At 68.0% G+C, this 13932-nt stretch carries 15 protein-coding genes and 1 tRNA gene; 8 read left to right on the top strand and 8 right to left on the bottom strand.

Annotated elements, in window-relative coordinates:
• The first annotated feature begins 42 nt into the window (after window positions 1-42).
• Window positions 43-333, top strand: coding sequence for a DUF4287 domain-containing protein (locus tag PIR02_09825; GenBank protein WZH38951.1), 291 nt, complete (start codon window positions 43-45; stop codon window positions 331-333).
• A 45-nt stretch (window positions 334-378) separates the two neighbouring features.
• On the opposite strand, the gene PIR02_09820 is transcribed toward PIR02_09825, so the two are convergent.
• Complete coding sequence (locus tag PIR02_09820) at window positions 379-987, bottom strand: MerR family transcriptional regulator (protein WZH38950.1); 609 nt, start codon at window positions 985-987, stop codon at window positions 379-381.
• A 69-nt stretch (window positions 988-1056) separates the two neighbouring features.
• Between PIR02_09820 and PIR02_09815 the strand changes: the two genes are divergently transcribed.
• Together PIR02_09815 and PIR02_09810 are read left to right on the top strand one after the other, a co-directional pair.
• Window positions 1057-1581 (top strand): DUF4188 domain-containing protein, encoded by a 525-nt coding sequence (locus PIR02_09815; GenBank protein ID WZH38949.1) that lies wholly within the window; start codon window positions 1057-1059, stop codon window positions 1579-1581.
• Window positions 1582-1622: 41 nt separating this feature from the next.
• Window positions 1623-2483 carry a sulfurtransferase gene (locus PIR02_09810; protein ID WZH38948.1) on the top strand — a complete coding sequence of 287 codons (861 nt, stop codon included), beginning with the start codon at window positions 1623-1625 and terminating at the stop codon, window positions 2481-2483.
• Here the strand turns inward: PIR02_09810 and PIR02_09805 are convergent, their stop codons facing one another.
• From PIR02_09805 to PIR02_09795, 3 genes are all read right to left on the bottom strand, one after another.
• Window positions 2484-3806: an NAD(P)/FAD-dependent oxidoreductase gene (locus tag PIR02_09805; protein WZH38947.1), complete on the bottom strand. Its 1323-nt coding sequence runs from the start codon at window positions 3804-3806 to the stop codon at window positions 2484-2486. It lies immediately after the preceding gene.
• A gap of 141 nt (window positions 3807-3947) precedes the next feature.
• On the bottom strand, window positions 3948-4589 hold the full coding sequence (locus PIR02_09800; protein ID WZH38946.1) for an excalibur calcium-binding domain-containing protein: 642 nt from the start codon (window positions 4587-4589) through the stop codon (window positions 3948-3950).
• Between the two features lie 199 nt (window positions 4590-4788).
• Window positions 4789-6243, bottom strand: coding sequence for an amino acid permease (locus PIR02_09795; protein WZH38945.1), 1455 nt, complete (start codon window positions 6241-6243; stop codon window positions 4789-4791).
• 88 nt (window positions 6244-6331) lie between these two features.
• Between PIR02_09795 and PIR02_09790 the strand changes: the two genes are divergently transcribed.
• From PIR02_09790 to PIR02_09775, 4 genes are all read left to right on the top strand, one after another.
• Complete coding sequence (locus tag PIR02_09790; GenBank protein ID WZH38944.1) at window positions 6332-6946, top strand: VanZ family protein; 615 nt, start codon at window positions 6332-6334, stop codon at window positions 6944-6946.
• 234 nt (window positions 6947-7180) lie between these two features.
• Window positions 7181-7744, top strand: a complete 564-nt coding sequence (locus PIR02_09785; GenBank protein ID WZH38943.1) for a hypothetical protein — start codon at window positions 7181-7183, stop codon at window positions 7742-7744.
• Window positions 7745-7980: 236 nt separating this feature from the next.
• The gene (locus PIR02_09780; protein ID WZH38942.1) at window positions 7981-8601 is read left to right on the top strand and encodes a histidine phosphatase family protein; all 621 of its coding nucleotides are present in this window, start codon (window positions 7981-7983) and stop codon (window positions 8599-8601) included.
• A gap of 253 nt (window positions 8602-8854) precedes the next feature.
• Complete coding sequence (locus tag PIR02_09775; protein WZH38941.1) at window positions 8855-9286, top strand: MarR family transcriptional regulator; 432 nt, start codon at window positions 8855-8857, stop codon at window positions 9284-9286.
• 32 nt (window positions 9287-9318) lie between these two features.
• Here the strand turns inward: PIR02_09775 and PIR02_09770 are convergent, their stop codons facing one another.
• Window positions 9319-10815 carry an L-serine ammonia-lyase, iron-sulfur-dependent, subunit alpha gene (locus PIR02_09770; protein ID WZH38940.1) on the bottom strand — a complete coding sequence of 499 codons (1497 nt, stop codon included), beginning with the start codon at window positions 10813-10815 and terminating at the stop codon, window positions 9319-9321.
• A gap of 157 nt (window positions 10816-10972) precedes the next feature.
• Here PIR02_09770 and PIR02_09765 point away from each other — a divergent pair.
• Window positions 10973-11045: transfer RNA gene (locus PIR02_09765), tRNA-Arg, on the top strand.
• A 217-nt stretch (window positions 11046-11262) separates the two neighbouring features.
• Here the strand turns inward: PIR02_09765 and PIR02_09760 are convergent.
• From PIR02_09760 to PIR02_09750, 3 genes are all read right to left on the bottom strand, one after another.
• On the bottom strand, window positions 11263-11562 hold the full coding sequence (locus PIR02_09760) for a Dabb family protein (GenBank protein WZH38939.1): 300 nt from the start codon (window positions 11560-11562) through the stop codon (window positions 11263-11265).
• On the bottom strand, window positions 11563-12540 hold the full coding sequence (locus PIR02_09755; protein ID WZH38984.1) for a GDP-L-fucose synthase: 978 nt from the start codon (window positions 12538-12540) through the stop codon (window positions 11563-11565).
• A 99-nt stretch (window positions 12541-12639) separates the two neighbouring features.
• The gene (locus tag PIR02_09750; GenBank protein ID WZH38938.1) at window positions 12640-13893 is read right to left on the bottom strand and encodes a glycosyltransferase; all 1254 of its coding nucleotides are present in this window, start codon (window positions 13891-13893) and stop codon (window positions 12640-12642) included.
• Between the last annotated feature and the right edge of the window lie 39 nt (window positions 13894-13932).

Below are 13932 nucleotides of genomic sequence, written 5' to 3'. Positions count from 1 at the left end.
CGGACGTGGACCGGTGTCGGACGGGCGCGCTACTGTCCGGTCATGTCATTCCAGGCCTACCTCGACAACATCGAGACGAAGACGGGGCTCACCCCGCGCCAGTTCGTCGCCCTCGCCGAAGAACGCGGATTCGGACCCGGCACCAAAGCGACGCCGATCCTCGAGTGGTTGAAAGACGACTACGACCTCGGTCGCGGGCACGGGATGGCGCTCGTGCACGTGATCACCAAGGGGCCGAAGATCAGCGACACCCACGTCGGGCGACCCGGCCCGCACGGCGACAAGAGCGACGAACTGTGGCTCGACGGAGCGGCGTCGAACCCGAACGCCTGACCTCGGCCGCCGACGCATCCGCTCGCCGTGACGCGCGAGCCGACCTCACCCCGTGCGGAAGCGGCGCGACGCGGCGACCTGTTCCGCCACCCGTCGAAGCGCGAGGATGAGCGGCTCGACGAGGGCGGTGCCGAGGACCACGTAGCGCACGGCATCCTCGATCGACGTGTCCGGCGTCGCGGAGAGTTCGGCCTCGGCGATCGCCGAGAGGTTCTCGAGGTAGGCCGCCATGACCGGCTCCGGGACGGTGAATCCGGCACGATCCAGCGCGGCGAGAGCCTGTGCGACCGCGGCGACCTGATCGGGGAAGCAGGCCTGCGGGCTTCCCCCCATGCGTTCGAGCAGAACGATGGCGGGACCGAGGTCGACGTCGGCGGTGATTGCCGGGGTCACGGCGGCGTTGGCCGCCCCGAGCAGGTCGTACGGATTCTCGGGCGGCTCCTCGAGCACGCCGACCACTTTGCGGACCCCCGCGATTCCGACGCCGGCGTCCACGAGCGCACGGATCACGCCGAGGCGCTGCACGTGGGCCGCCCCGTAAGACGCCTGGGTGGGAGATGATCGCTCCCCCTCCGGCAGCAGCTTCTCACGCAGGTAGTACTTGATGGTCGCGACAGGCACACCGCTTTGCGCGGACAGTTCCGAGATTCGCACGGCGCCCCCTTGACTCGATAGCCCTACTATCCAACACTGGATAGCAACACTATCGAGTGAGGGCGTGCCATGGCATCCATCAATTCGGGTCGAATGACCCACGACTACACGGGCGAGCTGATCGTCTTCCACATCGGGATGACGATCAACAAATGGTGGCGACCGGACCAGTGGATGCCCCTCATGGGCGACATGCCGCGGATGCTGCGCGAACTCAGCATGGACCCCGACTCGGGGCTGCTCGGATTCACGATGCTGCTGGGATCGAGAGGACCGCACCTCGTGCAGTACTGGTCGTCGCTCGACAAGCTCTATGCCTACGCCTCCTCCCCTGCGCAGGAGCATCGACCGGCGTGGACGCGCTTCAACAAGCGCGCACGGACCGCACCCGGCGCCGTCGGGATCTGGCACGAGACGCACGTCGTCGAACGCGCCGAGACGATCTACGTCGCCACCCCCACGATGGGACTCCCGAAAGCGACGGGGATCATCCCCGTCACGTCACGGCACGACAGGGCTCGAGCGCGCGTGTCGGACGGGCTGACGCGGGCAGCGGCGAACGCCGCGGGGCCGGTCGCGACCGAGGCACCGTGACGCCGGAGACAGGACGCCCCGGAGAGGGCCAGACTGGGGCCATGTCTTCGATCCTCACGACTGCTCTCGAGCTGCACGACGCCCTCGCCGCGGGGGTCTTCCCCGGAGGCGGGGCCGTCCGAGTGCTCGACGTGCGATGGCGTCTGGACCGCCCCGACGGGCGCCCCGAGTACCTCCGCGGCCATATCCCGGGGGCGCAGTACGTCGACCTCGACCACGATCTGGCCGCGCACGGCGCGCCGACGGAGGGACGGCACCCCCTCCCACCCATCGAGGCGCTGCAAGCGTCCGCGCGACGCTGGGGCATCGATAAGGGTGACACGGTCGTCGTCTACGACGACCTGAAGAACATGTCGAGCGCGCGCGCCTGGTGGCTTCTGCGCTTCGCCGGAGTTTCCGACGTCCGCCTGCTCGATGGGGCCCTGCGCGCGTGGACCGACGCGGGTTTCCCCCTCGACGATGGGGATGCCCAGATCCCGGCGCCCGGCAGCATCACGCTGTCATACGGTGCTCTGCCGTCACTGGGCCTGGACGACGTGGGCCCCTTCGCCGAGACCGACCTGCTGCTCGACGCCCGCGCGGGCGAGCGCTACCGCGGGGAGGTCGAGCCGATCGACCCGCGCGCCGGCCACGTGCCCGGGGCGGTCAGCGCGCCCACGACCGAGAACGTCGACGACCAGGGCCGATTCCACAGCGCGGAGGACCTGCGATCGCGTTTCCGGATGCTCGGCGCCGAAGACGGCATGTCGGTGGGTGTCTACTGCGGATCCGGGGTCACGGCGGCGCACCAGGCGGTGGCCCTGACGCTGGCCGGCTTCGAACCGCGCGTGTTCCCGGGGTCGTGGAGCCAGTGGTCGAACCACCCCGAGCTGCCGGTCGCCACGGGGCCGGAGCCCCGCTGATCACTCCCAGAGGTCGCTGACCGCGATCGCACGCCCCAGCACGTTCTCCGCCGCGCGATGACCCGAGAGCATCGCCCCGGGCACGGTCGCGGGATCGTCGCCCCACGTGGCCTCGCCCGCGAGGTGCAGCACACCGCCGACGGGAGCGGCGAGGTCATCGTGGTCGGGACCGACGGAGCCGGGGCGCATGTAGGCGTACGAACCACGCGAGAAGGCGTCATCCTGCCATCGCGTGACGACCGCGCTCTCCGGCTCGGGCACGCGATCTCCGTAGAGGCGACGGAGCTGTGCGAGCGTGGAGGCGACGATCTCCTCGTCCGACCATTCGCGCGTCGCGATCGCCGCGGGACCGGCGGCGAAGGTCAGCAGGGCCGGCTCGTCGTGGATTCGACCGAGGTCGTACCAGGAGTGCCACCATTCCCCCTCACCACCGAGTTGACGGATGCCATAGACCCCGACGTCCCAGAACCGCTCGGCGAAGCGCAGCACGACTTTCTCGAAAGCGTTCATCCGCAACAGCCACAGGGCGCGGAGATGCGCCTCGGGGAGTTCCGGTTCGATCACGAAGTCATCGGACTGCAGCACTCCCACCGGCACGGTGACGATGGCGGTGGACGCGGAGAACGTGCCACGATCCGTCTCGACCGTCACCCCGTCCGACGACCACCGCACCGCGGAGACGATGTGCGACAGCCTCACGTCGACGCCGTCGGCGAAGTTCCGCGCGAGTCCGTCGTACCCGCGGGGAAAGACCACTTCGTCGCCGTTCACGGTGTCGTCGTCGAGGCCGTGGGCGCCGAGTTCGGTCATCGCGACGCCGTACTGCTCCTGAGCGCGCCGGTCGTTGTACTCGCGCACGCGCGCGGTGCGAGCGGCATCCCATTCCTGGGCGGCGAGGGCGCGGTCGACGACGTCGGCGTAGGTGGCATCCGGGTCGGCGGAGGCGATGATGTCGACCAGAGCGGCGTTCAACGTCCGGATGTCGGCGGCATACTGCCGCACCTCGTCTTCGGACAAGCGCCGACCGTCGTCGCCGAAGTATGCGAGCGGCCGACTGTCGGGCTGATACCCGCCGACGGTGAACTCGACCATCGGCATGCCGAAAGCCCGCGCGGCCGCGGCGACCGGGCTGTCGTCGATGCCGTGGATCCACGAGGCACCCCGGTCGGTGACGTGCCCGTCGGAGCGGTCCGAGAAGGTCCGTCCGCCGATGCGATCGCGAGCTTCGAGAACGACGACGCGGCGACCCGCGCGCGTCAGCAGCCGCGCCGCGGCGAGGCCCGAGACACCGGCGCCGATGATGAGGGTGTCGATGGTCTCCATGGGTGCCTCTCCCCCGCCTCAGGCCCCGACCCGACGGGGGCGTGTCGCCTGTGAGGAGACCGTACTGTGCCAGGTCAGGGCACAACAGTCACCATTGCGGACGGTGCGGAGGTGGCGACGCGCCCGCGTGTACAGCCGCGCCTACTCGCAGCCGATCCCGTCGCCGTCGCGATCGAGGTGAGAGCCGTATCCCGGGTCACCGCGGTGAACCGGTGCAGCTCCGGCCTCGCGAGCAGCCGTGCAGTTCTTGTAGTACACGGATTTCGGAGCGTCGGGTACGGAGACTTCTCCGGCGGGCGGCGCGGCATCCTGTGCGGCGACCCTCCCCTGCAGGTCGGCGATCGTTGCCGCGCGCGCATCGAGCTCGGCCTGCGCTGCGGTTGCGGCGGCTTCCAACTCGGTGACACGAGCCCTGGCCGAATCACGCTCCTTGGTCATGGCGTCGCTCGCGGCCGTTGCGGACGCGAGCGTGCCCACCGACTCCTCCGCCGCTGTCTGCGCGTCGGCCACGTCGGACTGCAGGGAAGAGATTTGGGCCTTCAGCGCACCGAGCTCCGCTTGAGTGCCCGCCCCGCTGGAGGCCGCGCCGACGACGAGTCCCACCAGGAGAGTCGCCCCCGCGACGATGGCCCCGGTGCGCCTCGTGACTCCGCGCCTCATGAACGGCGTCGTCGGCTCCGGTTGCGCGGGCTCCACCCAGGCAGTGCCATTCCAGTAGCGCTGCGCGCCATTCGCGTGCGGTGCCGCGTACCATCCGGCCGCGGGCAAGTCGATGTGCTCCACTGATCCCCCTGCAACGGTCCCGCCTTCGCGACCGATAAGTGCGTGCGCCCTGGTGGCGCTCCCCGCCCGCCATCCTGGCGGATGGGGCGGGGGCAGGCCCCGTCGCTGGAGCCGGGATGTCGCTGTTCGGCCACTCGGCCTGCGCGTCGCGTCCTTCCTCGCACGCGCTGAGGAGGAATGTCAGCGTCGTCGCGCTCCGTCAGGCGACCGGAGCCTCCTCATCCCGCCGCGCGGGGGCGACGCCCTTGCGGCCGTACCTCCACCAGAAGAACAGGTAGCAGAGCGCGACGAAGGGGATCCCGAAGTACAGCGCCGCGACCTGCTCGGGGTCGAACGCGATCGCGACGATGGAGGCGGTCAGCAGTACGAATGCCAGGATCGGCACGAGCGGGTAGAACGGTGTGCGGTAGACCAAGGTCGACACGTCGCCGCCCGCGCGCACGAACGCACGGCGGTGGAAGAACTGCGCGGCGACGATCGACATCCACACCGCCACGGCGGCGAAGCCGGCGATCGACACCAGCACGAGGTAGACCGTCTCGGCCGCGATCACGCTGGAGATGAGCGAGACGAGACCGATCCCGAGACTCACCAGCAACGCGATCAGAGGGATGCCGCGGCGGGTGAGCCGCGTGAACGAGCGCGGCGCGTAGCCCTCTTCCGCGAGGGAGAACAGCATCCGGGCGCACGAGTACAGGCCGCTGTTCCCGACGGAGAGGAGTGCCGTGATGACGACGCAGTTCATGATGTCGGCGGCGTACGGCACACCGACGTACTCGAAGACGTCGACGAAGGGACTCGAGCTGAGTCCGGCCTTCTCATACGGCAGGAGGGCGGCGATGACCGTGATCGAGCAGACGAACAGCACCAGCAGTCGCAGGACCGTCGAGCGCAACGCCCGCGGAATGTTACGACCGGGGTCCTTCGTCTCCCCCGCCGCGACGCCGACGAGCTCCGCGCCGCTGAAGGCATAGAAGACGGCCAGCGAGGTGACCAGAACCCCAACGAGACCCGCCGGGAGCAGCCCCTCCGGCGTCACGAAGTTGCGGAACAGCACGGCGTCATGGGGCGTTGTCGACAGCGGGGTGAACCCGAAGATCGCCATGGTGCCGAGCACGATGAGCGCGAGGATCGCGACGACCTTGATCAGCGCGAACCAGAACTCCGTCTCGCCGAACACCCGGGCGGAGATCGCATTGAGCGTGAACAGGATGCCCGCGAACACGAGGCACCACACCCAGACGTCGACGGTGGGGAACCATCGCTGCATGAGGATCCCGGATGCCGTGAACTCCGACCCGAGGGCGACCACCCAGCACAGCCAGTACAACCACGCGGTCACGAACCCCGTCGCCGGACCCATCGTGCGAGCCGCATAGATGTGAATCGAGCCCGAGACGGGATAGACCACCGCGAGTTCGCCGAGGCACACCATGACGAGCCACACCACGAAAGCGCCCAAGAGGTAGGCGAGGACGGCGCCGAGGGGACCCGCTTGATGGATCGTGTAGCCGGAGCTGAGGAACAACCCCGACCCGATCACGCCGCCGAGGGCGATCATGACCAGATGGCGAGCGCTCATCGCGCGGCGCAGGTGTCTGTCCGTTCCGACCGGGACAGCCTGGTCGGCGGACGAGCCCGAGGGGCGGTTCATGGGTGTTCTCCCCTTCGTGCTCGCGCCGGAAGCCGAGGAAGTTCGCCGACGCCGCGAGCCAGAGTAGTGGATGCCGCATCATGGTCCGGTGGCCCTTGTGGATGTCGTGACCTCGATCGCCGACCGCTTCGGCATCGTCCTCATCGTGACGCTCGTCGCCGGCATCCCTCTCGGCGTCCTCGTCGCGTATGTGCTGGGCCGGCACCGCATCCGTCGGGGATGGGCGCGAGACGCGGCCTGGCGGTCAGCGATCGCCGAAGTCGGCATGGTTGTCGGCACCCTGCCGTGGGTATGGATGATCATGACCCCGACCGGTGGCGCCGGCGGTCTGCAGTTCGTGCCGTTCCGCGACCTGCTGCGAGTTCTGGCGGGCGACGACGCGGTGGTGCAGCTGGTGGGAAACCTGCTCGTCTTCGCGGCGCTCGGCTTCTTTTTTCCGGTGCGCTTCCGCCTGGGTCGGCCGTCTATGGTCGTTCCGATCGTGACCCTCGTCGCTGCCGCACTGTCGGCGGTGCTCGAGATGCTGCAACTCGTCCTGCACCTCGGCCGCGTGACCTCGGTCGATGACGTCATCGTCAACGCCGCGGGCGCGGCGATCGCGTCGCTTCTGTCGATCGCCTGGTGGCGCAGTCGGCGCGCACCGCACGACGCCCCGATCGATCTCGCCTCGTCGGCCCCACGGGATCCCCGCGCGGCGGCGTAGCGAACCACACGAGGGTTCGCCGTGCGGGAGTTCGCCCCGTCTGTCCAGGCAGGTCTCAGGCTGTGCACAGCGGAAGATGAGAGCTCTGCCATGAAAGCGCTCCCACTTACGCGAACCCCTTGAACCTCAGCATTCAGGAGAGAACCGTCGAAGACACGGCGCCTCTCACCGAGACGGGACGCTCAGAACGAACGAACGGCGGGCCGCCCGGTCCGCACGACGATCGGAGACATCGTGACCGACAGCGAAATCATCGCTCCCGCCACCCCCACACGCCGGCGTCGGCGTCGGATGATCGGCAGCACCGTGGCATCCACCGTGCTGGTCGGTGCCCTGATGACGGCGGGCGCGATCCCCGCTCAGGCCGCCTGCGAGGAGTCGGGACAGTGGCTGTTCAGCCCCTCCTCGCAGAGCGGAGAGTCGCTCGTCTCCGTCGGGCCGCCCCAGTCCAACTACAACGGCACCGGGGCCACGTCGACCTCGGTCTTCACCGCCGAGGTGTCGGGGACGGTCGAGGCGACGGTCAGCGGCAGCGCGAACGTCGGCGTCGACGCGAAGCTCGCGAACATCTCCGCGACGTACGGAACGTCGGTCTCGGCCAGCCTCACCGCGAGCCTCGGCAATCAGACCTCCATCGAGGTCCCGCCCGGTCAGACCGGCAACGGGCAGTACGGCATCTACACGGTGACCGTCACGGGGACGGAGACACTGTACGGGCCGTCGTGCGAGGTCGTCGAGAGCCGCTCGACGACGATCACCTCTCCGACCCGGGTCGGCTGGAATACGTGGTGGAGCTGATCCGCGCGGTCGAGGAGGCGGCGGCGAGAAGAAATCACGGAAAGATAACGCCGACCTCTTCCCTTCCGTTACCTCACCGTTATAGAGTGCTCGCACGGTAGTTGTTTTGCTGTGGCAGCTACCGGCATGTGATTGCAGGACACTCTGGTGCAGAGAAAGGGCCGGTCGAGTCTCTCGACCGGCCCTTCGTGCGTCTTCGCGAGCCACGGACGCCCCGCACGCAGCAGGATGAAGGGGTGAACGATGCAGACCTCACCGAACCGGACGGCCGTCTCGTCCTCGTCCGACACGGCGAGACCGAGTGGAGCCGGACAGGGCGCCACACCGGACTCACCGACATCCCCCTCACCGAGACCGGCGCCTACAAGGCCGAGCTCGCCGGCACGCTCCTCGCCACGCGCCGCTTCGACCTCGTTCTGACAAGCCCCCTGCAGCGCGCCGTCGAGACCGCCTCGCGGGCCGGTTTCCCCGGGGCGCAGCACGAGCCCCGCTTGGTGGAATGGGACTACGGCGCCTACGAGGGACTGACGACGCCCGAGATCGTCGAACAGCTGGGCCGACCGTGGACCATCTGGCAAGCCGGCGCACCCGCCGGCGCCACCCCGGGCGAGAGCATCGAACAGGTGACCGCGCGGGCGAGCTCGCTGCTCGACGACCTGCGCCCGCGGTTGCGAAACGGGGAGCAGATCCTCGTCTTCTCGCACGCGCACTTCCTGCGCGCCCTCGCCGGGGTATGGCTCGGCCTGACGGCCGCCGGCGGACGCTACTTCGTGCTGGGTACCTCTGCGGTCAGCGAGCTCGGCTTCGAACACGGCAGCGAGGTCATCACGCAGTGGAACCACGTGCGCGGACGGTGACGCGGGCGCCTGGAGGGTGCGAAAAGATCGGTCACGAAAAGATAACGCCGACCTCTTCCCTTCCGTTACCTCACCGTTATAGAGTGCTCGCACGGTGGTTGTTTTGCTGTGGCAGCTACCGACATGTGATTGCAGGACACTCTTGGTGCAGGGACAAGGGCCGGTCGGAAGCCTCTCCGACCGGCCCTTACTCTGTGCGGCGGTCGACGTCGACCTCGCCGCCGACGACCACACGCCCCTCTATCGTGGAGGCATGACCGATCGCCGCCTCGCCGTCCAGGCGTGGGAGAGCCTCTTCCGGGCGCAGCACGAGGTCTTCGAAGAGCTGCGAACGGATTTCGAGGGCACCGACCTCACGCAGGCCGAGTACGACGTGCTCCTGACCGTGACCCGCGCCCCGGAGATGACAGCGCGGCTGCGCGACGTCACCGGCAACATGCTCATCAGCCAGCCGAGCGTCTCGCGCCTGGTGGAGCGGATGGTGGCTCGAGGCCTGCTCTCGAAGTGCGCCGATCCCGACGACGGTCGCGGCTCCCTCGTCACGGCCACCGAGACGGGTGCCGTCATGTTCCGCAAGATCGCTGCCGCCCACGGCCGCTCGATCGCCGACCGCATGGCCCGTCTCGACGACGCCGAGCTCGCGCAGCTGCGCGACCTGACGGCAAAGCTTCGCGGCCCCGCCTGACACTGTGCCCGCGCTTCTTCAGGCGCGCCGACTCAGCACTCGATGACGTTCACCGCGAGGCCACCCTCGCTGGTCTCCTTGTACTTCGTCGACATGTCGATACCGGTCTGACGCATCGTCTCGACGACGGCATCCAGTGACACGTAATGGCTGCCGTCACCGCGCAGGGCCAGTCGGGCCGCGGTCACCGCCGTCGATGCGGCAATCGCGTTTCGTTCGATGCACGGGATCTGCACGAGACCGCCCACGGGATCGCACGTGAGCCCCAGGTGGTGCTCCATGGCGATCTCGGCGGCATTCTCGATCTGCCGGTTGGTGCCGCCCATGACCGCGGTCAGGCCGCCGGCGGCCATCGCACACGCGGACCCGACTTCGGCCTGACAGCCGCCCTCCGCGCCCGAGATCGACGCGTTCGCCTTGAACAGCGAGCCGAGCGCGGTCGCCGTCAGCAGAAAGCGCCGGATGCCACGGCGTCGGTTCGCCTCGGCGATGTCGCCGTCGTCCCACCCCGCGACCTCTCCGCGAGTCACGGCGTGTCCGTCGTAGCCGAGCAGTGCACTACCGACGAGCTCCCCGTAGGGAGTGACGGCGTTGCCCGCCCCGAGACCGGAGTCCGCCAGGAAGCGCCACCAGTACATGGCCACGGCGGGGAGAATGCCCGCCGCGCCGTTCGTCGGCGCCGTCACGACGCGACCGCCCGCGGCGTTCTCTTCGTTCACGGCGAGCGCAAAGGCTCCGAGCCACTCCCCCGGCAGCTCACGATGTCCTTCGGCTTCGATCGCCTCGAGCTGCTCACGGATCACCGACGCGCGCCGCTTCACCTTCAGGATGCCGGGCAGCACTCCGTCGTGAGCGAGGCCGGCGTTCACGCAGGCGGCCATGGCATCCCAGATCCCGTCGAGACCGGCGGCGATCTCTTCGTCGGAACGCAGCGCCTCCTCGTTGCGGCGGGCCGCCTCCGCGATCGTGATGCCCTGTTCGTCGCAGAGCGCGATGAGCGTGGCCGCGTCGTCGAAGGCGAGCGGGAACGGGGCCGCGGACACCCGCGGCGGCTCGCCTTCGCGGCGGATGAAGCCGCCGCCGATCGAATAGAAGGTCTCGTCGGCGAGCACGTCGCCGTCGGCGTCCCGCGCGATGAGCGTCATGGCGTTGGGGTGACCGGGCAGACGCGTCCGCGGGGCCAGCACGACGTCGTCCTTCGAGAAGGCGATCTCGTGCTCGCCGGCGAGGAGGAGCGCCCGCCCCTCCGGCCAGTCCGACCACGCTCGGCGCACGGCATCCGGATCGACTGTCTCGGGGTGCAGCCCCTGCAACCCCGCGACGACCGCGTCGGGGGTGCCGTGACCGATGCCCGTTGCTCCCAGTGACCCGTACAGCGCGCAGGAAACGGATGCCACGCGCCCGAGGAGACCGTCGGAACGGAGGCGGGTCGCGAAGTCGGCGGCGGCCCGCATGGGACCGACCGTATGGGAGCTCGAGGGTCCTACACCGATGGAGAACAGCTCGAACGCCGAAACGTAGGCGCTCATGATCCCAGCGTACGTGCCCGCCCCGACGTCGCGCCGTCACCGCTCGGCCACCCACCCGCCACGCCCGGGATACACGCGGCTCTGGGCCGATTAGACGTCACCGTCGGTCGCGGCTATGCTTGACCACGGCCTGCGCGCCGTTTCGCGCGGAGGCCCTGCGCCCGTAGCTCAATGGATAGAGCATCTGACTACGGATCAGAAGGTTAGGGGTTCGAGTCCCTTCGGGCGCACACTGTGTTGAGACAGTCGAGAACGGTCCGCGAAAGCGGGCCGTTTTTGTTTTCGCCGCATGCTCGCGGACGGGCACGACTTCGGCGTTGAAGGTCACGCCGGCGATGACTCGCCTCAGCGCGGCGTCCGGGCGCGGGATCGCCGATCGACCGCCTGGAAGGTCACAAACATGCCGCCTCCGCCGGCACGTTGTGTCCACGGCGATGCGGCGGGTCCTCAATGGACAGCCGGTGCCGTCGCCTCCCAATCGCCGACGAACCAATCGGCGATCAGCGACATGTCCTCCGCCACGCGTCGGTGAGCGGGTCCGCGACGCCAGGCGTCGAACGCGACCTGGTCACGGAAGGAGCCGTCGACCACGATCACCTGCCCCTTGCGCGTATCGAGCGACATCGCGACCGTCCACGCCTCGACTCCTTCGCCCGCACCGAGGGAGCGGAGCGCGCTCACCGCGGAGGCGACGTCGGAAAGGGGAACCTGGTCACGTATCCGGATGAGAACGACGTGCCGGAACATCTACTCGCGAATGTTGTCGACGTTGTCGCGATACCAGGCGACGGTTCGTTCCATGCCCTCTTCGAGGGAGATCGTCGCGGTCCAGCCGGCCTCGGCCAGTTTGGAGACGTCGAGGAGCTTCTGGGGCGTGCCGTCGGGCTTGGTCGTGTCCCACTCGGTCTCTCCGGTGAATCCCGTGACGCGAGCGATGGTCTCGGCGATCTCGCGGATCGTCACGTCGGAACCGGTGCCCACATTGACCTGATCGGGTCCGTCGTAGTGCTCCATCAGATACAGGCAGGCGTCCGCCATGTCATCGGCGTGAAGGAACTCGCGCCGCGGCGTGCCTGTCCCCCAGTTCGTGACGCTGTCCGCCCCTGCCTGCGCGGCTTCGTCGTACCGCCGGATGAGCGCGGGCAGCACGTGGGAACCACGCGGGGAGAAGTTGTCGTTCGGGCCGTAGAGGTTGGTCGGCATCGCGCTGATCCACGGCAGGCCGTACTGGCGGCGGACCGCCTGGGTCTGCAGGATGCCGGCGATCTTGGCGATCGCGTAGGCATCGTTCGTCGGCTCGAGGTGACCGGTGAGCAGCGAATCCTCCCGAATGGGCTGCTCGGCGAATTTCGGGTAGATGCACGAAGAGCCGAGGAACAGCACCCGTTCGACGTCGTGGGCGAGCGCTGCGTCGAGGACGTTCACCTGGATGCGCATGTTGTCGCTCAGGAAGTCGACCGGATAGGTCGAGTTCGCCAGGATGCCACCGACCTTGGCCGCGGCCAGCACGAGGTACTTGGGCTTGATCTCGCCGATGTACGCGAACACCGCGTCGCGATCCTTGAGATCGAGTTCGTTGGAAGGTTTCCCGACGACATTCTGAAAACCCTCGGATGTCAGCTTCCGCGTGATCGCGGAACCGACAAGCCCGCGATGCCCGGCGACATAGAAGGTCGCGTCGCGGTCGAGTTCGTGTGCGGTGTAGTCCACACCGTCGATGGCGATGCTCACGCGTCCGCTCCCGGGAGCTTCGGGTGCCCCGAGATGACGGTGTTGAAGGCGCGCTTGTTCACGTTTTGCCTGTCTTGATCATGGGAAGAAAAACTACGCAGAAGGACTCTCGGCGCCTTTGGCGATCAGATCCGCGAGCAGGATACCGAATCCGTCGATGGCGATTGTTTCACTCAGAACAGTCTCTTTGTAACGTTTCCCGTTCTCGCCGTACCGAATCGCAGCCACACGATCCGCAGCGAGGGTTTTCGCCCCTTCGAGGAGAGCTTCCGCATTGCCTGCGTCGACCGCCACACCGGCACTCGCCTCCCGAATTTCTTGCGCCGTGATGCCGCCCGCATCGGTCGCGGCGAGCACGGGTCGACCGGAACCGAAGTACGACGTGAGCTTGCTGGGAACGCACATTTCTGCAACTCCTGGCAGTTCGTTAACCAGCAGAATGTCGGCGGATTGAAGAACATTCGCGAACGCTTCATCATCGAGTGGCGGGAGGATCTGGGTCGCCGTCTGCGACGCGTCCGCGCGCCGTCGGAGTTCATCCCGCTGCGAACCGTTCCCGACGAGGACGAAGCGCACGCGCTCGCCCCTCTCGTGCGCCAAGCGGCCCGCGTCGATCACGTGATGCAGGCCTTGTTTGACACCCATGTTCCCGGTGTGAACGACGACGATGTCGTCATCGCGCCACCCGTAGGAGGCGCGGACCGCGGCCACATCGGCGGTCTCGAACGGTGGGAGATGGTTCCAGTTTCGGATCACATCGATACGATCACGGGGCACGCCGAAATCTTCGTGCACCCGATCGGCGAACCGTTCGTGAATCACGACGACCGCTGATGCCGAACGCAGCAGCCAGCCCTCGACCGCGCGAATGACCCGGGAAGGGAGGCTGCCCCCCTGCCCGGTTTCAGAGAGGCCGACGCTGTACAGGTCCTGCACCCAGACCACGAAGGGCGTGCCACGGTGCGTGAGCGACGAACGCAATCGGACCACGGCCGATGCGATCAATGCCGGCGATACCGCGACGATCGCGGTGGGATTCTTCCAGCGGGTGAAGCTCTGACGGAGCCCGAGCGTCACCTCCGAAACCGCTCTCCGCGCAAGGGAAGGCCGACGAGGCACGTAATGGCGCAGACGGTCGACGCGGACACCGTTGATTCGTTCGCTCCGCGACCATTGCCCGTAACCTGGCGAGATCTTCCACTCCGGATAATGAGGGTGCGCGACGATGGCCCGCACCTGATGCCCTCTCCGCGTGAGCCCCTCCGCCATGGCACCTGTGTACGGGGAAATTCCCGTAGTCTCCGGGGGGTAGTTCAGCCCGAAGATGAGCGTTCTTGGAGGATGCACGCACTGACATTACCCCCGCGACCGTTACATCACAGTTAC

It is taken from the genome of Microbacterium enclense (assembly GCA_038182865.1).
Taxonomy (GTDB): Bacteria; Actinomycetota; Actinomycetes; order Actinomycetales; family Microbacteriaceae; genus Microbacterium; species Microbacterium enclense_B.
The sequence above is the reverse complement of the archived record's forward strand: the minus strand, read 5'-3'. Positions and strand labels throughout refer to the sequence as shown.